This is a genomic window from Micromonospora sp. DT227 (assembly GCF_049841835.1).
GTDB lineage: Bacteria > Actinomycetota > Actinomycetes > Mycobacteriales > Micromonosporaceae > Micromonospora.
The window spans coordinates 26588-48953 of the sequence record NZ_JBNCLA010000019.1 but is presented as its reverse complement, the minus strand read 5'-3'; the positions used below and the strand labels follow the sequence as shown (position 1 = coordinate 48953).

Here is a 22366-nt window from a genome sequence, read left to right as displayed (position 1 = left end):
CTCCCGGGGGTGCCCCGGCGGCGGCTTGGGGTTTTGCCGGCCCCCCCCCCCCGGGGGGGGGGGGGGGGGGCCCGCCCCCCCCCGCCGCTGCTCGCCGCGCTGCTCGTCGCCGGTTGTGACGGCGGCTCCACCCCATCGAATACGCCGGAGGGCACACGCGTGTTCACCAACCCGGTCGTCCGGACCGACGCTCCCGACCCGCAGGCGATCAAGGTCGGCGACACCTGGTACCTGTTCCACACCAACGCCGGCGGCCGGAACGTCCCGGTGCTCACCTCGCCCGACCTGGTCGAGTGGACCGCGGCCGGTGACGCGCTGCCGGAGCTGCCGGACTGGGCGGACGCCGGCAAGACGTGGGCGCCGGAGGCGATCCAGCTCGCCCCGGACCGGTTCGTCCTCTACTACACCGTCGCCGACCGCGCCTCCGGCCGGCAGTGCCTGGGGCGGGCGGTGGCCGGTACGCCGCTCGGGCCGTACCTGGACGACTCCGACAAGCCGCTGGTCTGCCAGCCGGAGCTGGGCGGCTCGATCGACGCCAGCCCGTTCCGGGACACCGACGGCAGTCTCTGGCTGTTGTGGAAGAACGACGGCAACGCGATCGGGGTGGACACCTGGCTCTGGTCGCAGCGCCTGACGCCGGACGGGCTGCGGCTGACCGGCCCCGCCACGAAGCTGCTGAAGCAGACCGAGCCGTGGGAGGGCACCCTGATCGAGGGGCCGTTCTTCCACCGGCACGACGGGAAGCTGTTCCTGTTCTTCGCCGCGAACGCCTACGACCGGGACGTCTACGCCGAGGGGTACGCGGTCTGCGAGAGCCCGACCGGCCCGTGCGTGAAGGCGCCGGAGAACCCGATCCTGAAGAGCAACGACGTGGCCACCGGGCCGGGGCACGCCTCGATCGTCGAGCAGGACGGCCGCACCTGGCTGCTCTACCACGCGTGGCCGCCGGGCCAGGAGGGCACCACCGACCCGGGCCGCCAGATCTGGCTGAACGAGCTGCTCTGGACCAACGGCAAGCCGTCCGTCCACGGCCCCCTCCGCGAGGTCCAGCGGTAAGGCGGGGGCCCCGCTTAACGTTTTCGGTAGAGGCGGGGGCCCCGCTTAACACCTGAGTGTTAAGCGGGGCCCCCGCCTTACAAACTCCGCCGTCAGGGGGTGGGGGCGGGCTCGGGGGTGTCCCCCGCGTGCTCGCGGCGGGCCAGCCGGTTCTTGCGGTGCCCGTAGCCGAAGTAGATGATCGCGCCGAGCGCCATCCAGATCAGGAACCGCACCCAGGTCTCCACCGACAGGTTGAGGCTGAGGTAGAGGCAGGCCACCGCCGTGACGATCGGCAGCACCGGCGAGAACGGCACCTTGAACGGCCGCTCCAGGTCGGGGCGCCGCTTGCGCAGGATCGGCACCGCGAGCGCGACCAGCATGAACGCGCAGAGCGCGCCGATGCTGACCAGGTCGGCCAGCGCGGAGAGCGGCAGGAAGCCGGCGAGCAGCGCCACCACCACCGTCATGATCGCGGCGATCCGGTACGGGGTGCCCCAGCGCGGGTGCACCTTGGCGATCGACGGCGGGATGAGCCCGTCCCGGGCGATGGCGAAGCCGATCCGGCCCATGGCCACCAGGTCGACCAGGATGACGCTGGTCAGGCCGGCGACGGCGGCGATGGAGACGAGCACCGCGGCCCAGCCGGCGCCGACCGCCCGGAACGCGGACGCGATCGGCGCGCCCTCGTCGATCTCGGTGTACTTCACCATGCCGACCACGACCAGCGAGACGCCGATGTACAGCGCGGTGGAGATGACAAGCGTGCCGAGCAGACCGAGCGGCAGGTCGCGCTTGGGCTTGCGGGTCTCCTCACCCAGGTTCGCCACGGCCTCGAATCCGGTGTACGCGAAGAACACCACCGCGGCGGCGGTGAGCACCCCGACGAAGCCGAACACGGACGGCTCCAGCCCGAAGAGGAGCTGCGTCACCGGCTGCTTGATGCCGTCGTCACCAGCGCCGGCCGGCTCGGCGGACGGGATGAACGGGGTGAGGTTGGCCGCCTTCACGAAGAACAGGCCGGCGATGATGACGAAGGCACAGATCGCCACCTTCACCAGCACCAGCACGTTGGTGACCCGGGCGGACTCGCGGATGCCGACGATGGCCACCACGCCGAGCACCAGCACGATGCCGATCGCGCCGAGGTTGACGATGCTGCCCTCCTCGGCGAACCAGGCGCTGGGCAGGCCGAACAGGTCGGTGAGATAGCCGGACCAGCCGCGGGCCACCACCGCCGCGCCGAGTGAGAACTCCAGCAGCAGGTCCCAGCCGATGATCCAGGCGACGATCTCGCCCATGGTCGCGTACGCGTAGGTGTAGGCGCTGCCGGCGGTCGGCACGCTGGAGGCCAGCTCGGCGTAGCAGAGCGCGGCGAGCAGCGCGACCAGGCCGGCGATGCCGAAGGAGATCACCACGCCCGGGCCCGCGCTGTTCTTCGCCTCCACGCCGGTCAGCGTGAAGATCCCGGTGCCGATCACGATCCCGATGCCGAAGCCCATCAGGTCGACGGGCCCGAGCCGGCGGCGCAGCCCCGGCTTGCCGTCTTCGCCGTCGGCGTCGCCCTGGGCGATGACGTCCTGGATCGGCTTGGTCCGCAGGACTGACATGGATCACCTCCCCCAACGGTGCGACCACCGTGGTCGGCGGTCCGTGACCGGCCAAGCTACCCAGCCGTTCCGGTCCCCAATCCCGCACGGCAGGTGTCGGAATGGTCACGATGCGGCAGCGTGGTCCGGCGCGTCCGGGGCACGTTCCGGCACGGCCGGCATCGATCCGGTCCAGGGTCTTGCGCCGGATCGGGATTGATGAAAGTTTCCTACTCGTGACGCACGTCGCACGGCGAATCTTGCCGACCGCGGCGGCGCCACCCGTCCCCCCGGACCCGACGAAGGGACCGCACCGCATGAAGGCAACTCCGCTCAGAGCCGCCGCGCTGGCCGTGGCGCTGCTCGGCGCGCTGGTCGCCGGCACCCCGGCGCAGGCCGCGCCGGCCGAGACGACCACTGACTCCACCACCGACTGCGTGACGAACCCGGCCACCCCGAAGCGGCAGTTCCGGGCCATGTGGATCGCCTCGGTGACGAACATCGACTGGCCCAGCAAGGACTCCTGGACCGCGCCGGACCAGGTCGCCAAGCAGAAGGCCGAATACCTGGGCTGGCTCGACCTGGCCCAGAAGCTCAACCACAACGCCGTCGTGGTCCAGGTCCGTCCGACCGCCGACGCGTTCTGGCCGTCGCCGTACGAGCCGTGGTCGGAATACCTGACCGGGGTACGCGGCAAGGACCCGGGTTGGGACCCGCTGGCCTTCCTGGTCGCCGAGTCGCACAAGCGGAACCTGGAGTTCCACGCCTGGTTCAACCCGTACCGCGTCTCCATGCCGGCCCCCGGTGGCGCCGGCGCCGACCTGTCGCAACTCGCCCCGAACAGCCCGGCCCGGGCGCACCCGGACTGGGTGTTCGCCTACCCGCCGGCCGGCGTCGCCGGCAGCCGGCTCTACTACAACCCCGGCATCCCGGCGGTCCGCGAGTTCGTCCAGACCGCGATGATGGACGCGGTCAACCGGTACGACGTCGACGGCGTGCACTTCGACGACTACTTCTACCCGTACCCGAGCGGCACCTGGCAGGTGCCCGACGACGCCACGTTCGCGCAGTACAACCGGGGCTTCACGGACAAGGCCGACTGGCGGCGGGACAACATCAACCTGCTGATGCAGGAGATGAACGCCAAGATCAAGGCGGCCAAGCCGTGGGTGAAGTTCGGCGCCAGCCCGTTCGGGATCTGGCGTAACGCCTCGGCCGACCCGAACGGCTCGGACACCACCGGCTCGCAGTCGTACGACATCATCTCCGCCGACACCCGTAAGTGGATCAAGGAGGAGTGGATCGACTACGTCGTGCCGCAGCTCTACTGGTACATCGGCCAGTACCCGGCCGCCGACTACGCCCGGCTGGTGCCGTGGTGGGCCGAGCAGGTGCGCGGCACCAAGGTACAGCTCTACATCGGCCAGGCCGACTACAAGAGCGGCGAGCCGGCGTACGGGTCGTTCTGGATGAACCCGCGCGAACTGTCCGACCACCTCACGCTCAACCGGTCGTACCCGGAGGTGCTCGGCAACGTGCACTTCTCCGCGGTGCAGGTCCGGGCCAACCGGCTCGGCGCCACCGACATCTACGCGGCCGAGCACTACTCGCGCCCCGCGCTGGTGCCCACCATGACGCACCTGCCGCACAAGCCGCTGCTGTTCCCGGTGGTCACCCGGGCCCAGCGGGAGGCGGACGGGGTACGGCTGAGCTGGCGGCAGCCCGCCGACGGCAAGGGCCCGCTCGGCACCGCCACCTCGTACGCGATCTACCGGTTCGACGGCCTCGACCTGGCCGGGCGCTGCGACTTCGCCGACGCGTCCCACCTGGTCGGCACCGTCCGGGCCACCGACGGTGACGTGCAGTCCTGGGTGGACACCACGGCGGTCGCCGGCAAGCGCTACACCTACCACGTGACCGCGCTGGACCGCCTGGCGAACGAGAGCCCGGCCAGCCCGCCGCGCTTCGTCCGCTGACCCGCCGCGAATGCCCCCGGACCGCCACCGCAACCCGGGGGCATTCGTCTGTTCGGGCGGATGTCAGCGAGCCGTTCCCCCGGCCATCGCCACAGGTCATCCCACTGATCGACACTTTTCCACATCCGGAGACCCCGGCCCCACCGTCCCGACGGAGGTACCCATGTCCCGTCGCCTCGCCACCACACTCGCCACCGCCCTGATCACGCTGCTCGCCACGCTCGGCCTGGCCGCGCCGGCCACCGCCGCGGTGAGCACCGAGCAGAAGCTCGCGGTGCTGTCCACCTGGACCCAGACCAGCGCCACCAGCTACAACGCCTGGAACAGCGCCCGCCTCGACCGGGCCCCCTGGACCGGGTACGGCTTCGACTGGTCCACCGACTACTGCTCGTCCAGCCCGGACAACCCGCTCGGCTTCCGCTTCAACCTCTCCTGCTACCGGCACGACTTCGGCTACCGCAACCACAAGGCCATGGGCATCTTCCCGGCCAACAAGTCCCGCCTGGACAGCGCGTTCTACGCGGACCTGAAGCGGGTCTGCGCCACCTACAACTCGGTGGTCCGGCCGGCCTGCTACAGCCTCGCCTGGACCTACTACCAGGCGGTCAGCGTGTTCGGCTCGCTCGCCGCCGTGCAGCAGGCCGACCTCGACCGCGCCGCGCGGATGAAGGCCGACGCCGAACGCCGCGCCACCACCCGCACCTGACCCACCCACCCACCCCGCCCCGCCCCCGGGGGCATCCCCGGGCACCCCGCTTTCACGGAAAGAGTGGCTATTCGGGCCCGAATAGCCACTCTTTCCGTGAATCAGCGCGCAGGAGGGGTGGGGGGTGGGGGGTGGGGGGTCAGGCTGTGGTGCTGCGGGGTTCGGCCGTCGGGCGGGGGGTGGGCGGGCCGAACCAGAGTGAGTCGGCCGACAGGTCCGGATGCTCGATGTGCAGCGCCAGCGCTGCCGCCTCGTCCAACCGCAGGCCCGCCCCCGCGCCGTACGCCGCGTCGAACGCCTCGTCGCCCAGAGTCCGGCGCAGCTCCGCCTGCCGGGTCAGCCAGTACGGCTCGTAGATGCCCGGGGTGGCGCGCAGGCTCGCCCGGGTCGCCTGGGCCGCGCCGAAGAGCCGGGCCGCGGCCACCGCGTCCCCGGCCAGCGCGCAGCGCACCGCGATCGCGTTCACCGTGTCGCAGGCCCGCCCCAGATAGCCGTGACTCATCCGGGACCGCAACGCCACCAGCAGGTGCTCGTGCGCCGCGACCAGATCACCCCGGGCCAGCGCCACCATGCCGAGCAGCATGTCCACCGAGCGGCGGCCTCGCTCCACCGGGCGGGTCGCCTCCACCGGGCGCGCCGCGCCGAGCACCTCGGCCGCCTCGTCCAACGCGCCCCGGCGCCAGAGCAGCTCGGCGAGGTTGTAGACGGCGAGCAGCGCGTCACCGACCACGTCCTGCGCGTACGCCCAGTCGATCACCTCGCGGCAGATCCGCTCCGCCTCGGCGAACTGGCCCATGTCGACGAGCGGCGCGGCGCGGCCGGCCAGCACCCGCGCCAGCAGGCCCAGGTCACCGGCCTGCCGGGCGGCCGCCTCGGCCCGCTGCGAGTAGCGCAGCTCCTCGGCGAACTCCCCGTCCGCGCCGGCGTGCAGCGAGTGCATGTGGTACGCGGCGGCCAGCTCGGCCTCCGGGATGTCCTCGCCCGTCTCGGCGATCCGGCCGTAGAGCCGGAACAGCCAGAGTCGCCCCTCCCGGGCCAGGCCACGCTCCCGCCACCACTGGTCCAGCCCGCCGGCCAGGTGCAGCCCCGACCGGGCGCTGCCACCGGTGGCACACCAGCGCAACGCGGCCCGCAGCTCCCCGGCCAGCGGGTCCAGCGCGTACAGGGAGAGCGTCACCGGCCGGCCGTCCGGCCCCAGGTGCGCCCGGTCCAGCGCGTGCCGGCACCAGGCGACGTGCCGGTCCCGGGCGCTCTGCTCCTCACCGGTCTCGATCAGCCGGCGGGCCGCGTACGCCCGGATCGGGTCCAGCATCCGGTAGGTGCTGCCCGAGGCGTGCGGCTCGGCCAGCACCATCGACTTGTCGACCAGCACCGACAGCGGGTCCAGCGGATCCTCGTCCAGCAGCCACTGCACGGTCGGCAGGTCCACCGGGCCGGCGAAGACCGCCATCCAGCGCAGCAGCCGGGACGAGCGCGCGCCCAGCGTCCGGTACGACCAGGTCACCGTGGCCTGGATGGTCAGGTGCCGCTCGCTGGCCGACCGCTGCACCGCCCGGGTCGCCGGCGTCGGCGGGGCCGCCCCGGTCGCGGCGGCCACCAGGTCCACGGTGTCCTGCTGGTTTCCGCTCCAACCGGCCTCGACCGGGGGCGGCTCCGCCGACTCGCGGCCGGCGTCCAACGTGCCCAGCATGTCGTCGAGCCGCTCGGCCAACTGCCCGGCCGAGAGCACCCGCAGCCGCGCCGCGGCCAGCTCGATGGCGAGCGGCAACCCGTCCAGCCGGCGCACCACCCGGCGCAGGTCGGCCTGCTCGGTCGCCGCCGGCGGCCGGCCGCCCCGGGCCGCCGCGGTCCGGTCCAGCAGCAGGGCCACCGCGTCGCTCGCGCCGCCGTCGGGCACCTCGTCGACCGACAGCGGCGGGATCCGCCACACCACCTCACCGGGTACGCCGAACGACTCCCGGCTGGTCGCCAGCACCCGCACCCCCCGGCCACCGGCCAGCAGCCGGGAGATCACCTCGGCCGACGCGGCCGGCTGGGCGTCGCAGGTGTCCAGCACCACCAGCATCCGGCGGGGGGCGGCGTACTCGACCAGGGTGTCGACCATCGGCCGGCCCGGCTCCGGGCGGAGGCCGAGCACGGCGGCGATCTCGAACGCGACCAGCCCCGGGTCGGTCACCGCGGCGATGTCGACGAACCAGACGCCGTCCGGGTAGTCCTCCACGATCCCGGAGGCCAGCTCCACGGCCAGCCGGGTCTTGCCCGCGCCGCCCGCGCCGAGCACGGTCACCAGCCGGTACGCCTCGACCAGCCGCCCCAGCTCGGCCCGCTCGAAGTGCCGGCCGACGAACGAGGTGACCTGGGTGGGCAGGTTGTGCGCCGCCGCGTCGGCCGTACGCGGACGTGGGAACCGCCGCTCCAGACCGGGCGCGACGAGCTGGAACAGCCGTTCCCGGTCGTCGAACCCGCGCAGCCGGTGCAGGCCGAGGTCCAGCAGCGACGCGCCGTCCGGCAGCGGATCCGCGTGCCGGGCGGTGGCCGCCGAGCAGAGCACCTGACCGCCGTGCGCGGCGGCGGCCACCCGGGCCGCCCGGTGCACCTCCGGACTGGCGTACTCACCGTCGCGGGGTTCGGCGTAGCCGGTGTGCAGGCCCATCCGGACCCGGGGGACGGCGTCGGCGTTGGGCCAGTCGTGGCTGGCGAGCGCGCGTTGCGCGGTCAGGCAGGCGCGCACGGCGGCGGCCGCGTCCGGGAAGGCGAGGAAGAACGAGTCGCCCTCGGTCAGCAGCTCCGACCCGTCCGTGCCGGCGAGCGTGTCGCGCAACAGCCGGCGATGCTCCCGCAGCACCGGACGGTAGACCGGGCCGAGCATCCGGGCCATCCGGGTCGAGCCCTCGATGTCGGTGAACACGAAGGTCACCCACCCGCTGGGGAGGTGGATCGGTGGCGACATGCGTCGAACCTCCCCCCGCTGACGTCGGGTTCATGCTGCCCTATGACCGCGTCGTCACGCATCGTGAGAACGGGTAGGCGGATTCCGACCAAAAGTTCCCACCGGCGAAGAACGCCCGACGGGGATCAGCAGCCGCAGGCGCCGCCGCAGCAGCCCCCACCGGCCGGCGCGGGTGCCCCGCCGGCCGGGCCGGAGCCACCCCGGCCGGTGAACGCCACGGTGGAGAGCAGCTTCACCGTGTCGGCGTGGCCCTGCGGGCAGGTGGCGGGCCGGGCGGCCTCGGCCATCGGGCGGTTGACCTCGAAGGTGTCGCCGCAGGCGCGGCAACGGAATTCGTACCGGGGCATGCGTACAGCGTACGGCCGGGCCTGACGTTGTCGCACGGATGGGTGATACTCAACGGGTGGTGGACGGCGAACGGCGAGCGACGGCCCGGCCCCTGCGACCCGCCGCGCCGCCCGACGGCGGCGCCGGGCGGGTTCCCGGCCCACGGCGCGGCGAGCCCGCACCACCTGCGAAGCCGGCTCCGCCCGCGGATTCCACCGCGAAGCCCGCCAGGGCGGCGGAGGCGGGGCCCGCCGGGGCGGTGGAGGCGAAGCCCACGCCCGATGCGACGCCTTCCCCCGAGGTGACGCCCACGACCGGGGCGACGTCCGCGTCCGGAACGAACTCCACGACCGGGACGGCCTCCGCGTCGGGGGCGACGTCCGATCCGGTTGCCACGCCGGTAACCGGGGCCGCGTCCACACCGGACCCTGAAGTGCCGAAGGCCGGCGGTCGGCGGCGGCGGATGCCGTTCGCGCACGCCGGCCCGGTCCGGCCGGGGCAGCTCGCCGCGGGCGCGGCCCGCGCCACCCGGGACTGGTCACGCCGGCCCAGCGGGCGCACCACGTTGCCCGCGCTGTTCCTGCTCGCCCTGGTCGGGGCCGCCGTCGCGGCCGGCGCGGTGCTCGTGCCGGCGGCCGTCCGCAAGCCGGAGCCGGTCGCGGTCGAGGCCACCAGCGCTCCCCCGGTCTACGGCGTGCCGCAGACCGGCGCCGTGCCGGGGCTGACCGGGGCGCCGCCGCCCACCGGCCCGACCGGCCTGCCCGGCACCGTCGGGCCGACCGGCACGCCGCTGCCGGGCGGGCCGACCGCCAACCCGGTCCTGCCCGGCGGTCGCCCGGCCGACGCGCTGGCCGGTTGGGCGCAGCAGGTCGGCCGCGCCACCGACATCCCGACCGTGGCGCTCCAGGCGTACGGCTACGCCGAGCTGGTGCTGGCGCAGACCCACCGCAGTTGCCAACTGAGCTGGACCACGCTCGCCGCGATCGGCTTCGTGGAGTCCGGGCACGGCTCGGCCAACCAGGCCAAGCTGGGCGCGAACGGGGTGGCCGTGCCGGAGATCCTCGGCGCGCGGCTCGACGGGCAGGGCGGCCGTTCCCGGATCCTCGACACCGACCAGGGTCTGCTCGACGGCGACAAGAAGTTCGACCGGGCGCTCGGCCCGATGCAGTTCATTCCCAGCACCTGGCAGGAGATCGGCGCGGACGCCGACAACGACGGGGTGAAGAACCCGCACGACATCGACGACGCGGCGCTCGCCGCCGGCGAATACCTGTGCAAGGGCGGCCGGAACATGACCATTCCCGGCGACTGGTGGGGCGCCATCCTCTCCTACAACGACGTTCGCCGGTACGCGCAGGACGTCTTCACCAAGGCCGACGAGTACGGGCGGCGCAGCGGCACGTGACGTGACGGCGCGCGTACATTCGCGGACTCAACCCTTCCGTCTAGCTGCGGTTGACGGCAAGCTGTACGGGTGATGGTGCGCGAGTGGGACCCTCGGACCGCGTCGTCCGCCGAGATCGCGTCGCTGCTGGACACGCTGAACGCGGTCCTGGCGGCGGATCTGCCCCAGGATCCGCCCTGGCAGGCGAACTCCCTGCGGGAGTACCTCTCCGAGGTGATGCCCGGCGAGCGGCGGATCTCCTGGGTCGCCCAGGACGACCCGGCGCCGGACGGCACGCCCGGTGCGATCGTCGGGCACGTGCACGTGCTGCTGCTCGGCGGCATCGGCGTGCTGGAGGTGCTGGTGCATCCGACGCTGCGTCGCACCGGGATCGGCCGTGAGCTGGTGCGGGTGGCCGCCCGCCGGGTCTGGGACGAGGGCTTCCAGTCGATCGGTGTGGAGGTGGTCGGCGGCACCCCGGCCGTCGCGTTCTACGAGGCGCTCGGTTTCACCCGGGAGTACGTCGAGACCCGCAGCGTGCTCGACCTGGCCGCGGTGGACTGGCCGGCGCTGACCGAGATGGCCGCCGAGGTGGGCGCGGGCTACCACGTCGAGTTCTGCCCCGGCGGGCCGCCGGAGGAGCTGATCGAGCCGTACGCGCGGGCCAAGGCCGAGGTGCGCGACGCCGACGACGGCGAGCTGCGCCCCAGCTCCTACGATCCGGAGCGGCTCCGCGACAGCCTCGCGACGCTGCACCGGCGGGGCATGAAGCCGTACATCGTGCTGGCGCTGCACGAGCAGACCGGAGAGGTGGCCGGGCTGACCGAGGTGGTGGTGCCGGCGCAGCACCCGACCCGGGCCGACCAGTACGACACCATCGTGGTCCGGGACCACCGCGGCTACGGCATCGACCGGGCCATCAAGGCGCGGATGCTGCTGGAGCTGCGTTCGGCCGAGCCCGAGCTGACCGAGGTGCAGACCTGGAACGCGCAGGCCAACGAGTCGATGCTGAAGGTCAACGCGGAGTTGGGCTACCAACCCGACCGCGACTGGTGCGAGTACGGCGTGGACGTCGCCGAGCTGGTGCACCGGCTGGACCCCCACCGCTGACGCCTGTTCACCAAACGGCTGCCCGGGGGATGGACGCCGGCCCGCCACGACCCTTAACGTGCGTTAGTTCCCGCCCACCCATCGTGGAGGCTCCATGCGCCCGCGCCGCACCTTAGCCGCGCTCGCGACCACCGCGGCCGTGTCCGTCACGGCCATCGGGATCGCACCCCCCGCGGCCAGCGCCGCGCCCACCGACCTGTTCATCTCCGAATACGTCGAGGGGTCGTCCAACAACAAGGCCGTCGAGCTGTTCAACGGCACCGGCGCTCCGGTCGACCTGGCTGCCGGCGGCTACCAGCTCCAGCTCTTCTTCAACGGCGCCAGCACCTCGACCAACGTGGCGCTGACCGGCACCGTCGCCGCCGGGGACGTGTTCGTCTTCGCCGCCGCGGCGGCCGCGCCGGCGATCCTCGCCCAGGCCGACCAGACGTACGGCGGCGCGCTGTTCAACGGCGACGACGCGATCGTGCTGCGCAGGGGCGAGACGGTGGTCGACTCCATCGGCCAGGTGGGCGTGGACCCGGGCACCGAGTGGGGCGGTGGGCTCACCAGCACCGCCGACAACACGCTGCGCCGGCTGCCCTCGGTGAGCGCCGGCGACACCGACCCGGCCGACCCGTTCGACCCGGCCGCCCAGTGGGCCGGCTACGCCACCGACACGTTCGACGGGCTGGGCAGCCACACCGTCGACGGCGGCGGCCCGGTCGACCGGCCGGCGACGCTGACCTGCGGCGGCGCGCTGACCCTGGAGGCGGGTGCCACCGCCACCCGCGAGGTGACCGCGACCGACGTCGACGACACGATCACCGATCTGGGGGTCACCTCGGTCGTGCCGTCGCCGGCGAGCGGCTCGATCAGCCGTACCGCGTTCACGCCGGCGACCGCGACCGGCGGCACCGCCAGCGCCACGCTGACCGCGACCGGCCTGCCGGCCGGCGCCTACACGGTCACCGTGACCTCGACGGACGCCGAGGGCGGCACCGCCACCTGCACGCTCACCGTGCAGGCGACAAGCGTGCTGTCGGTGGGCGAGGTGCAGGGCCGCACCGCCGACGACGAGAGCGGTCGCACCGACCGGTCGCCGTTCGCGCCGGCCACCGGCAACGGCACCAGCACCACGCTGTACGACGTGCGCGGCGTGATCACCGGCAAGTCGCTGACCCGCACCTCGGCCGGCGCCGACCAGTGGGGCTTCTACCTCCAGAGCCGGCTCGGCAGCGAGGACGGCGACCCGCTCACCTCGGACGGCATCTTCGTCTTCATGGGCTCGTTCACCACGCTGATCGGCGGCTACGCCCCGACCGCCGGTGACGAGGTGGTGCTGCGCGGCCGGGTCTCCGAATACTTCAACCAGACCCAGCTCTCCGGCGCCTCGCTGGTCCGCAAGCTCGACTCCGGGCTCGACGTGGACACCGCAGTCCGGGTGGTCGACGCGGTCCCGCCGGCCGAGGCGGACGCCGCCGACCTGTTCTGGGAGCGGCACGAGGGCGAGCGGGTGCGGGTCCGCGCCGGCAGCGGCGTCTCCGCGCCCCGGCACATCTACTCCTCCACCGCGGACTCCGAGATCTACGTGCTGGACCGCGAGGACCCGATCATGAAGCGGTCCGACCCGTACGCCCGCCGGGTGTTCCGGGACGCGCACCCGCTTGACGACATCCCGGGCACGCTCTTCGACAACGGCAACAACCAGCGCATCCTGCTGGGCGCCGGCGGGGTGAAGGCGACCGCCGGTGACTCCGGCGCGCTGCTGCCCGAGGCGCGCACGTTCGACACGCTGACCGAGGACGCCTTCGGCTCCGTCTCGTACGCGTTCAGCAAGTACAGCGTGCAGCCCGAGCAGCTCACGCTGACCGGTGGCGCGGACCCGGCGGAGAACAACCCGCCGCGGCCGGCGGACCGCAACAGCGAGGTCGCGGTCGCCACCTACAACGTGGAGAACCTGTACGACTACCGGGACGACCCGTTCGACGGCTGCGACTTCGCCGGCAACAGCGGATGCCCCGGCGTCAGCCCGCCGTTCGACTACGTGCCGGCCAGCCCCGAGGCGTACGCCGCCAAGCTGGCGACGCAGGCCCGGCAGATCGTCAACTCGCTGCACAGCCCGGACCTGATCCTGGTGCAGGAGGCCGAGGACCAGGACATCTGTTCGGTGGTCGACGGCAGTCTGGCCTGCGGTGACACCAACAACGCCGACGGCGCGCCGGACACGGTGCAGGAGTTGGCGCTGGCCGTGGCGGCAGCGGGCGGCCCCGCCTACGCCGCCGCGTACGACCGGACCGGCGCGGACGCCCGGGGCATCGCCTCGGCGTTCCTCTACCGCACGGACCGGCTGACGCTGGCCCAGGCGACCGCCACCGACCCGCTGCTGGGTTCCGCGCCGACCGTGCAGTACCGCTCGGCGGCGCTGCCGTCCAACGCGGACGTGCAGAACCCGAAGGCGTTCAACGCGGTGCTGCCGGACGACGTGGACCGGTCGACCGGGGTGGACGGCAGCAATGTCTACACTCGCGCGGCGCAGCTCGCCCGGTTCACCGTGCGGGCCGCGCCCGGCTCGGGCGAGCGCTTCACGCTCTGGGCGGTCGCCAACCACTTCTCCTCCGGGCCGGACAGCCGGGTCGGGCAGCGCCGCGAGCAGGCCGCGTACGGGGCCGCGCTGGTGCGGGCCGTCGAGGCGACCGACCCGGACGCCCGGGTGGTCTACGGCGGCGACCTGAACGTCTTCCCGCGCCCGGACGACCCGATCGCGACCGGGCAGAACCCGATCCCGTCGGACCAGCTCGCCCCGCTCTACCAGGCCGGCCTGCACAACCTCTGGGACGACCTGGTCGCGGACGCCCCGGCGGCGGCGTACTCGTACACGTTCAGCGGGCAGGCGCAGACGCTCGACAACATGTTCGTCAACGACCCGATGCACGACGACCTGGTGCAGGTGCGGACGGCGCACATCAACGCCGACTACCCGACCGACGCCGCGGACCTGGGCGACCGGGGCGCCAGCGACCACGACCCGACGGTGGCCCGGTTCCGCTCCCGCGCCGCGCTGCGGGTGGCCGACACGTCGGTGACCGAGGGCGACAAGGGCACCACGACGATGACGTTCACCGTCACCGTGTCCCGTCCGCTCTCCGAGCCGGCGCTGCTCTGCGCGGCCACCTACGGCACCACGGCCCAGGCCGGCGCGGACTACGACCCGTACGTCGGCTGCCGGGTGCTGGCCGCCGGCCGCACCTCGCTCGCCTTCCCGGTCACCGTGCGCGGCGACCGCAAGCGCGAGGCGAATGAGCAGCTCACGCTGTACGTGGCAGGCGTGCCGGGGCTCCGGCTCACCGACCCGTCCGGCGTCGGAACGATCCTGAACGACGACTGAGCGGTGTTCCGCGCGGCGGCCCGTCATCCGGCTCTCCAGCCGGGCGGCGGGCCGCTGCGGTGTCCGCGCCGCTGCGGGTCGGGTGGGGGCGGCACGTTCCGGTACTTGGCCACCCGCACCTCCCACTGGCTGCGCCGCCGCAGCGCGTCCCGGACGGCGCGGTCCCGGTAGAACGTCTCCGGTGGCCGGGCCAGTCCGTAGATGTCGGCCCACCACTCCCCCGGCTCCGGGTCGGTGACCACGTCGAGGTGGGACGGGTATCGGCGCTCGGCACCGTCGCGCAGGTCGGCCCGGTCCCGCATCGGCTTGAGCACCGTGCCGGCCTCGTCGACGACGACCAGCCGGAAGCCGGCGACGCTGAGGATGCGCGACAACATGGCGACGCTGGGCACGAGCGTGCCGGCCTCGATCCGCCCGACGGTGGTCGGGTGCACCCGGGCGAACCGGGCCAGCTCACGTTGGCTGGCGTCGGCCCGGCGGCGAACCGCGCGAACGATCCCGGCCGCCGGGAAGGGGATGTCGAACGGCTCGGTGAGCAGCGCCGCCGAGCCGCCCTCGGGCGCGTGGTCGTCCTCTCGCGCGGGGTCGTCCTCTCGCGCGTGGCCTTCCCCGGGTGCCGTGGCTGCTTCATTCGCGCCGGGTGTCGCGGCCGCCTCGGGAGGGCTGTCACCGGGTTCTGTCACCCCGCCACATTCGCGCCTCCTCGGGAGCCCGGCAACCCCCGCACTTCCCGCTGTGGAAAACCCGCCGGCCGGCGCTGACAGCCGCCATGCCACCTGGCGAGGTACACACACCACAGATACGGAAAGTAATTATCACGATGAGTGACGGCAGTCACTGGAGGTATCACGATCTTCGGGCCAACAAGGTTCCCAAAACGGGCATAAGCTGGCCGCTGGCGCTCATCGTCAGTGCTTCTACCCTCGCCTTTGCTTTGCAGCCACGGAGTCAGCAGTAACAAAATGTGTCCGATGCGCCATTGGCTGCAGAGCAAAGGCACGCGAGGGCACAGCACAAGGGGGACGGCAATTTACGCTCCGTAACCAGGGGAGGCTCGTGACATCCCACGGAACGGCGAGCAGAGCGGGAGCCGCACCGAGCATGCGAGGCGTGGGCGTGGGCGCGGGCGCGGAGCAGGGGGATGCACCGGCACCGGGGTCACAGGTCGCAGAGCCGGCGGCCGGAGCGGATGTCGTCCAGCGCGGCGTGCAGCTCGGCGATGCGCCGCTCGGCCTCGGCGGTGAGCCCGTCGTGCAGCCGCTGCCAGTCGGCGAGGTCCGGCTCGGGCGGCAGCGCCGCGAGCAGGTCCCGGATCTCACCGACGCTGAGGCCGATCCGCTGCGCCACCCGGGCCACCCGCACCCGGCACGCCGCATCGGGACCGAACCGGCGCTGGTTGCCGCTGGTCCGGCTGGCCGCGATCAGGCCCTGCCGCTCGTAGAAACGGATCGCGGAACCACTGGCCCCGGCCTCCCGCGCCACCTCGCCCACCGTCAGCATGCCCACGACACTCCCCCGGAACGGCTTGACTTCAACATTTGTTCAAGTCTTAGCGTCCCTCGCATGACGACGCAAGAACCGCCGCTCACCCTTGCCGTGCTTGTCGCCAGCGTCCGCCGGCCCCGGATGGGTCGGTTGATCGCCGACTGGTTCGTCGACCACGCCGACCGTCGCGGCGGCTTCCGGACCGACCTGATCGATCTCGCCGAGGTGCCGCTCCCGCTGGCTGACACGCCGCCCGGCGGCAACCCGGCCAGCCCGATCGCCGGTCGCCTCGATGCCGCCGACGCCTTCGTCGTGGTCACGCCGGAGTACAACCACAGTTTCCCCGCGGCCCTGAAGAACGCCATCGACTGGCATCACCGGGAGTGGGTTGCCAAGCCGGTCGGGTTCGTCTCGTACGGCGCCGGCTCGGGCGGGATCCGCGCGGTCGAGCAGCTCCGGCTGGTCTTCGCCGAACTGCACGCCACCACCACCCGCACCGGCGTGGTGCTCACCGCGCCGTGGGACCGCCTCGACCAGCAGGGCCGGCTGGTCGACGACGGTCCGCTGGGGCGGGCCGCCGACGGGACGCTCGACGAGGTGGGCTGGTGGGGCGAGGCGCTGCGCGCCGCCCGGCGGAAGCGACCTTACGGTCAGTAGCGCTCGCGGAGCAGCTGGGCCGCCTCGACCGCCCAGTAGGTGAGGATGATCTGCGCGCCGGCCCGGCGGATCGAGGTGAGCGTCTCCAACATCGTCCGCTCCCGGTCGATCCAGCCGTTGGCGGCGGCGGCCTCGACAGTCGCGTACTCCCCGGAGACCTGGTAGGCGGCGACCGGGACGTCCACCGCGGCGCGGACCGCCGACACCACGTCGAGGTAGGGCAACGCCGGCTTGACCATCACCATGTCGGCGCCCTCGGCGACGTCCAGCTCGACCTCGCGCAGCGACTCCCGCAGGTTCGCCGGGTCCTGCTGGTAGGTGCACCGGTCGCCGTCCAGCGCCGACTCCACCGCGTCCCGGAACGGGCCGAAGAAGGCGGAGGCGTACTTCGCGGCGTACGCGAGCACCGAGACGTCCTGGTGCCCGGCGGCGTCCAGGGCCCGGCGGACCGCGCCGACCTGCCCGTCCATCATCCCGGACGGCCCGACCACGTGGACCCCGGCGTCGGCCTGGGCGACCGCCATCTCGGCGTACGCGGCCAGCGTGGCGTCGTTGTCCACGCCGCCGTCCGGGGTGAGCAGGCCGCAGTGCCCGTGCGAGGTGAACTCGTCCAGGCAGAGGTCACCCATCACCACCGTCGAGTCACCGACCTCGGCGATCACGTCCCGGATGGCCACGTTGAGGATGCCGTCCGGGTCGAGGCCGCCGGAGCCGGTCTCGTCCCGCGTCGCCGGCACCCCGAACAGCATGATCCCGCCGACCCCGGCCTGGACCGCCTCGACCGCCGCCTTGCGCAGCGAGTCCCGGGAGTGCTGGAGCACCCCCGGCAGCGACGCGACGGCCCGTGGCTCGGTCAGCCCCTCCTTGACGAACATCGGCACGACCAGCTCGGCCGGGGCGACGCGGGTCTCGGCGACCAGCCGCCGCACGGCCGCGTTGCGGCGCAGCCGGCGGGGCCGGATCTCGGGGTACGGCATGGGGGTGCCTCCTGTCAGCGGAACCTCAGGGCGGTCGGGCCCTGCACCTTCGAGCCGCGGCGCTGCTTCGCCGGCATGGCGGCGAGCTTCTCGCGCAGCTCGACGGCGTAGGCGGCGAGCGCCTCCACCAGGTCGGGCACCGAGGCGTGCGGCGGCTGCACGTCGACCCGCAGGCCGAACTCCGTCGCGGTCTCCGCCGTCTTGGGCCCGATGACAGCAACAACGGTACGGGCGTGCGGCTTCCCGGCGATGCCGACCAGGTTCCGGACGGTGGAGGACGAGGTGAAGAGCACCGCGTCGAACCCGCCCGACTTGATCGCGTCGCGGATCTCGGCCGGCGGCGGCGCGGCGCGTACGGTGCGGTACGCGGTCACGTCGTCGACCTCCCAGCCGCGCTCGGTGAGCCCGGCCGCGAGGGTCTCGGTGGCGATGTCGGCGCGCGGCAGCAGCACCCGGCCGACCGGGTCGAGGATCTCGTCGTGCGGCGAGAACTCGGCCAGCAGGCCCTCGGAGGACTGCTCGCCGGCGGGGACCAGCTCCGGCTGGATGCCGAACGCGCGGACCGCGTCGGCGGTCGCCTCACCGATGCAGGCGATCTTGACGCCGCCGAAGTGGCGGGCGTCCAGCCCGTGCTCGCCGAACTTCTCCCAGACCGCCCGGACCGCGTTCACCGAGGTGAAGATCACCCAGGCGTACCGGCCGTCGACCAGGCCCTTGACCGCCCGCTCCATCTGGGCCGGGGTACGCGGCGGCTCGACCGCGATGGTCGGCACCTCGCACGGGATCGCCCCGTACGCGCGCAGCCGCGCGCTCATCGCGCCGGCCTGCTCCTTGGTGCGGGGCACCAGCACCTTCCAGCCGTACAGCGGGCGGTTCTCCCACCAGCTCAGCTTGTCGCGGTCGCTGACGCCCGCGCCGACGGTGAGCACGACGCGGCCGGTGAAGCCGAGCGCCGCCGCGACGAACGAGTCCACGGTCGACGTGGTGGTGTACTGCGTCTCGCCGGTGCCGTCGCCGGTCACCCCGACCCCGGTGGTGCCGTCGACGCCGGCGGCCAGCAGCCCGTCCCGGACGGCGGCCAGGTCACCGGCGTCCACGGCCAGCGCCAGCGACCCCCGGCCCACCGCGGTGGCGAGCGCGTCGAAGTCCAGCGTGTTGACGTCCTCGACGTCGGCGGCGGTGCGCACGCCGGGCAGCGGGACGCCCGCGTAGGTGGCGACGCCCTCGGCCTGACCGACGCCCGGCACCACCTCGAAGTGCGCGGCGGTACGCGCCACCGCCTGCACCTCCTTGACCACCGAGTCGTGGCCGAACGGGTCGCCGGCCACCAGGTGCACGGCGTTCTGCCCGGAGCGGGCCGCGGAGATCAGCACCTTCGCCACGTCGCCGGGCACACCCTCGGCGGGGCTGAACTCGGCGTCGGGCCGGGCCTGGGCGCGGACGTGGGTCAGCAGCGACTCGGGGACTCCCCGGTCGTACACCACGTGGTCGGCCTCGACCAGGGCGTCGAGCGCCCGGCGGGTCAGCAGGCCCGGGTCGCCGGGGCCGGCCCCGACGAAAGCGATCCGGCCTACGGGCTTACGGGTGCGGGTCATTCTGTGCTCCCAAGTTGCTGGGTCCCCGGGCCGGCGTGTCCTTCTTGGCCGAGGATCGAGTCGGCGCCGAGTTCGAGGAGTTCGGCGGCGAGTGCCTTGCCGATCTCCGCCGCGTCGGCGGGCGTTCCGGTGCGGGACAGTCGGAGGTCACGGGAACCGTCCGGGCTGATCACCGCACCGCGCAGGTAGATCTCCTCACCGGCCTCACCCTCGGCGAGTTCGCCGTAGGCGGCCACCGGTGCGCTGCACCCGGCCTCCAGGGTGGCCAGCAGCGCCCGTTCCGCGGTGACCGCGGCGCGGGACGGTGCGTGGTCGAGCCGCGCGAGCAGCTCGACCAGGTCGTGGTCGTCGGCCCGGCACTCGACGGCCAGCGCGCCCTGGGCGGGCGCGGGCAGCATGAGCATCGGGTCGAGCGTCTCGGTGATGACGTCGGCGCGGCCGATCCGGGTGAGCCCGGCCCGGGCCAGCACGACGGCGTCGAGGTCGGCGTCCGGGCCGAGCACCCGGCCGAGCCGGGTGTCGATGTTGCCCCGGATCGGGGTGACCTCGAACTGCATGCCCAGCGCGTGCAACTGGGCGATCCGGCGCAGCGCGCCGGTGCCGATCAGCGCGCCGGGCGGCAGCTCGGCGAGCGTCCGGCCGCCGGTGGCGACCAACGCGTCGCGCGGGTCCTCCCGGGGCGGCACGGCCGCGATGTGCAGGCCGGGCGCCGCCGCGGTGGGCAGGTCCTTGTACGAGTGGACGGCGAAGTCGATGTCGCCGGCGGTCAGCGCGTCCCGCAGCGCGGAGACGAAGACGCCGACGCCGAGCCGCTGCACCGGGGCGGTGGAGCGGTCCCCGGCGGTCACCACCTCGACCAGCTCGACCGGGCGGCCGGTGGCCGCGGTGAGGGCCTCGGCGACGTGGCCGGACTGGGCCAGCGCCAGGACGCTGCCCCGGGTGCCGAGGCGCAGGGGGGCGGTCATCGCGCACCTCCGGTGGGCGGGACGTCGGCGGCGTCGAAGGACGGCCGGCCGTCGGTGTCGGTGGCGACCACGTCGGGGACGGTGTCGACCGGGGACGTCTGTGGCACCTCCAGGTCGAACAGCTCGCGCAGCAGGGCCGCGTACTGGTCGCCGCCGGGCTCGGCGGCGAGCTGGCGGACCCGCACGGTCGGCTGGTGCAGCAGTCGCTGCACGACCCGGTGCACGGTGCGGGCCACCTCGGCGCGCTGGTCGTCGCTGAGGTCGGGGCGGCGCTGGCCGAGCCGGCGCAGCTCGGCGGTGACCACGTCGTCGGCGCGCCCGCGCAGCGCGGCCACGGTGGGCGCCACGTCGGCGCCGCGCAGCCAGGTCAGGAACGCCTCGACCTCACCGGCGACGATGCGGGCCACCTCGGCGGCGTCGGCGGCGGCCGGCCCGTCGGCGAGGACGGCGGCCATCCGGTCGATGTCGATCACCTCGACGCCGGACAGCTCGGCGACGCCGGCCTCGACGTCGCGCGGGACGGCCAGGTCGAGCAGGACCAGCGGGCCCCGGTCGGCGTCGCGGCGGGTCAGCGCCCGGGTCACCACGTCGTGGGTGAGCACCGGCTCGGCGGCGGCGGTGGCGGCGACCACGATGTCCACCGTGGAGAGCGCGTCGACCAGTTCGGCCATCGGCACGGCGGTGGCGCCGTACGACTCGGCGAGCCGGACCGCGCGGGCGGCCCCGCGGTTGGTGACGGTGAGCGGGCCGGCGCCCAGCCGGGACAGCGTGGCCACGCTCAGCGAGCCCATCGCCCCGGCGCCGACCACCATGGCGGGTCGGCCGGTCAGGTCGCCGTCGAGCAGGCCGGCGGCGAGGTCGAGCGCGGCGGTGACCACGCTCTGCCCGGCCCGGTCGATGTTGGTCTCGGCGTGGGCCCGCTTGCCGACCCGCAGCGCCTGCTGCATCAGCTCGTGCAGCAGCCGGCCGGCGGAGTCGGCGCCGCCGGCGCAGTGGTAGGCGTCGCGGAGCTGACCGAGGATCTGCGCCTCGCCGACCACCATGGAGTCCAGCCCGGCGGCGACCCGGAAGACGTGGTCCACGGCGGCGGCGTCGTAGTGCACGTACAGGTGCGGCGCGAGCGCCGCCGGCGGGCAGCCGGCCTGCTCGGCCAGGACCGCGCAGATGTCGCCGAGCCCACCGTGGAAGCCGGCGACGGCGGCGTAGACCTCCACCCGGTTGCAGGTGGAGACCAGCACGGCCTCGGCGACGTACGGCTGGGCGACCAGCCGGTCCAGCGTGCGGGTGAGATCCGCGGGTGGGACGGCCAGTTGTTCCAGGACGGCGACCGGGGCGGTGCGGTAGGACGCGCCGACGACGAGCAGTTTCACGTGCCGATCGCCTCCTGGGTGTCGGTGGTCGCGAGCCCGCCGGGCAGGGCGGTGAGCGCGGACCCGCCGGTGGCGGGCAGCGCGGTCAGCGACGCCTTGCGGTGCTCGTGGAAGGACAGGATCTGCAGCTCGATCGCGAGGTCGACCTTGCGCACGTCGACCCCTTCCGGGACCGAGAGTACGCACGGAGCGAAGTTGAGGATGCTCGTCACGCCGACGGCGACCAGCTCGTCGGCGACCGCCTGGGCGGCCGGCGCCGGGGTGGCGATCACGCCGATCGAGATGGTCTCCTCGACGACCACCCGGGACAACTCGTCGACGTGCCGGACGACCAGCCCGTTTATCCGCTCGCCGACGCGGGACGGGTCGGCGTCGAGCAGCGCGGCGATTCGGAAGCCGCGGCTGGCGAAGCCGTCGTAGCCGGCCAGGGCGTGACCGAGATTACCCACGCCGACCAGCGCGACGGCCCGGCACTGGGTGAGCCCGAGCACCGACTCGATCTGGTCGATCAGCAGCGCGACGTCGTAGCCGACGCCGCGGGTGCCGTACGAGCCGAGGTGGGACAGGTCCTTGCGGAGCTTGGCGGAGTTGACGCCGACGGCGCTGGCCAGGCCCTCGCTGGACACGGTCTCGTGGCCGGATTCGGCGAGCGCGTGCAGCGCACGCAGGTATTCCGGGAGCCGGGACACGGTCGCCTCGGGCAGGTCCGGAAGCGCCGGTACGGCACCGGTGCGGCCGGGCGCGCCAGGGGGACGGTGCTGACTCATGAGACTCCGTGCGGTGCGATCCTCGACCGGCGACGGGGGCCGGCCGTTTCGGGACTCCCGCTGGCGACCGATGTTGCCGGCTGTGCTAGCAGGGCGCGTCGGAACT

The 22366-nt window shown here is 73.6% G+C and carries 17 protein-coding genes; 7 read left to right on the top strand and 10 right to left on the bottom strand.

Annotation, left to right across the window (positions count from 1 at the left end; genetic code table 11):
• The first annotated feature begins 159 nt into the window (after positions 1-159).
• Positions 160-1056 carry a glycoside hydrolase family 43 protein gene (locus tag ACLQ2W_RS32745; RefSeq protein ID WP_425791624.1) on the top strand — a complete coding sequence of 299 codons (897 nt, stop codon included), beginning with the start codon at positions 160-162 and terminating at the stop codon, positions 1054-1056.
• A 92-nt stretch (positions 1057-1148) separates the two neighbouring features.
• Here ACLQ2W_RS32745 and ACLQ2W_RS32740 read toward each other — a convergent pair whose 3' ends face one another.
• A complete protein-coding gene (locus tag ACLQ2W_RS32740; protein ID WP_425791622.1) occupies positions 1149-2645 on the bottom strand; it encodes an APC family permease in 1497 nt (498 codons plus the stop codon).
• Positions 2646-2941: 296 nt separating this feature from the next.
• Between ACLQ2W_RS32740 and ACLQ2W_RS32735 the strand changes: the two genes are divergently transcribed.
• Both ACLQ2W_RS32735 and ACLQ2W_RS32730 read left to right on the top strand, forming a co-directional pair.
• Entirely contained in the window at positions 2942-4600 is a 1659-nt protein-coding gene (locus ACLQ2W_RS32735) for a glycoside hydrolase family 10 protein (RefSeq protein WP_425791620.1), read from the top strand.
• 163 nt (positions 4601-4763) lie between these two features.
• Positions 4764-5306 carry a phospholipase gene (locus ACLQ2W_RS32730; RefSeq protein WP_405091330.1) on the top strand — a complete coding sequence of 181 codons (543 nt, stop codon included), beginning with the start codon at positions 4764-4766 and terminating at the stop codon, positions 5304-5306.
• 139 nt (positions 5307-5445) lie between these two features.
• On the opposite strand, the gene ACLQ2W_RS32725 is transcribed toward ACLQ2W_RS32730, so the two are convergent.
• Positions 5446-8256 carry an ATP-binding protein gene (locus tag ACLQ2W_RS32725; RefSeq protein ID WP_425791618.1) on the bottom strand — a complete coding sequence of 937 codons (2811 nt, stop codon included), beginning with the start codon at positions 8254-8256 and terminating at the stop codon, positions 5446-5448.
• A gap of 125 nt (positions 8257-8381) precedes the next feature.
• Positions 8382-8603 carry an FmdB family zinc ribbon protein gene (locus ACLQ2W_RS32720; RefSeq protein ID WP_281938278.1) on the bottom strand — a complete coding sequence of 74 codons (222 nt, stop codon included), beginning with the start codon at positions 8601-8603 and terminating at the stop codon, positions 8382-8384.
• Between the two features lie 56 nt (positions 8604-8659).
• Here ACLQ2W_RS32720 and ACLQ2W_RS32715 point away from each other — a divergent pair, with 56 nt between their 5' ends.
• The 3 genes from ACLQ2W_RS32715 to ACLQ2W_RS32705 all read left to right on the top strand — a co-directional run bounded on the left by ACLQ2W_RS32715 (position 8660) and on the right by ACLQ2W_RS32705 (position 14444).
• Positions 8660-9988: a lytic murein transglycosylase gene (locus ACLQ2W_RS32715; RefSeq protein WP_425791616.1), complete on the top strand. Its 1329-nt coding sequence runs from the start codon at positions 8660-8662 to the stop codon at positions 9986-9988.
• A 72-nt stretch (positions 9989-10060) separates the two neighbouring features.
• Positions 10061-11077 carry a GNAT family N-acetyltransferase gene (locus ACLQ2W_RS32710; protein WP_425791629.1) on the top strand — a complete coding sequence of 339 codons (1017 nt, stop codon included), beginning with the start codon at positions 10061-10063 and terminating at the stop codon, positions 11075-11077.
• Between the two features lie 94 nt (positions 11078-11171).
• Positions 11172-14444, top strand: coding sequence for a lamin tail domain-containing protein (locus ACLQ2W_RS32705; protein WP_425791614.1), 3273 nt, complete (start codon positions 11172-11174; stop codon positions 14442-14444).
• A gap of 23 nt (positions 14445-14467) precedes the next feature.
• On the opposite strand, the gene ACLQ2W_RS32700 is transcribed toward ACLQ2W_RS32705, so the two are convergent.
• On the bottom strand, positions 14468-15127 hold the full coding sequence (locus tag ACLQ2W_RS32700; RefSeq protein ID WP_425791612.1) for a helix-turn-helix domain-containing protein: 660 nt from the start codon (positions 15125-15127) through the stop codon (positions 14468-14470).
• Between the two features lie 475 nt (positions 15128-15602).
• Positions 15603-15944 carry a MerR family transcriptional regulator gene (locus tag ACLQ2W_RS32695; protein WP_405094341.1) on the bottom strand — a complete coding sequence of 114 codons (342 nt, stop codon included), beginning with the start codon at positions 15942-15944 and terminating at the stop codon, positions 15603-15605.
• A gap of 63 nt (positions 15945-16007) precedes the next feature.
• On the opposite strand from ACLQ2W_RS32695, the gene ACLQ2W_RS32690 reads away from it, so the two are divergent.
• Entirely contained in the window at positions 16008-16586 is a 579-nt protein-coding gene (locus ACLQ2W_RS32690) for an NADPH-dependent FMN reductase (RefSeq protein ID WP_425791610.1), read from the top strand.
• Here the strand turns inward: ACLQ2W_RS32690 and hemB are convergent.
• From hemB to ACLQ2W_RS32665, 5 genes are read right to left on the bottom strand one after another with little or no spacing between them, the layout of a single operon-like run.
• Positions 16580-17563 carry a porphobilinogen synthase gene (hemB, locus tag ACLQ2W_RS32685; protein ID WP_425791608.1) on the bottom strand — a complete coding sequence of 328 codons (984 nt, stop codon included), beginning with the start codon at positions 17561-17563 and terminating at the stop codon, positions 16580-16582. The genes ACLQ2W_RS32690 and hemB overlap by 7 nt on opposite strands.
• 14 nt (positions 17564-17577) lie before the next feature.
• Positions 17578-19158: a uroporphyrinogen-III synthase gene (locus ACLQ2W_RS32680; protein ID WP_405091337.1), complete on the bottom strand. Its 1581-nt coding sequence runs from the start codon at positions 19156-19158 to the stop codon at positions 17578-17580.
• Positions 19155-20123 carry a hydroxymethylbilane synthase gene (hemC, locus tag ACLQ2W_RS32675; protein WP_425791606.1) on the bottom strand — a complete coding sequence of 323 codons (969 nt, stop codon included), beginning with the start codon at positions 20121-20123 and terminating at the stop codon, positions 19155-19157. The genes ACLQ2W_RS32680 and hemC overlap by 4 nt, the downstream gene beginning before the upstream one ends.
• The gene (locus ACLQ2W_RS32670) at positions 20120-21493 is read right to left on the bottom strand and encodes a glutamyl-tRNA reductase (protein WP_425791604.1); all 1374 of its coding nucleotides are present in this window, start codon (positions 21491-21493) and stop codon (positions 20120-20122) included. Before ACLQ2W_RS32670 ends, hemC begins: the two co-directional genes overlap by 4 nt.
• Complete coding sequence (locus tag ACLQ2W_RS32665) at positions 21490-22260, bottom strand: redox-sensing transcriptional repressor Rex (RefSeq protein WP_425791602.1); 771 nt, start codon at positions 22258-22260, stop codon at positions 21490-21492. The genes ACLQ2W_RS32670 and ACLQ2W_RS32665 overlap by 4 nt, the downstream gene beginning before the upstream one ends.
• Positions 22261-22366: the final 106 nt, after the last annotated feature.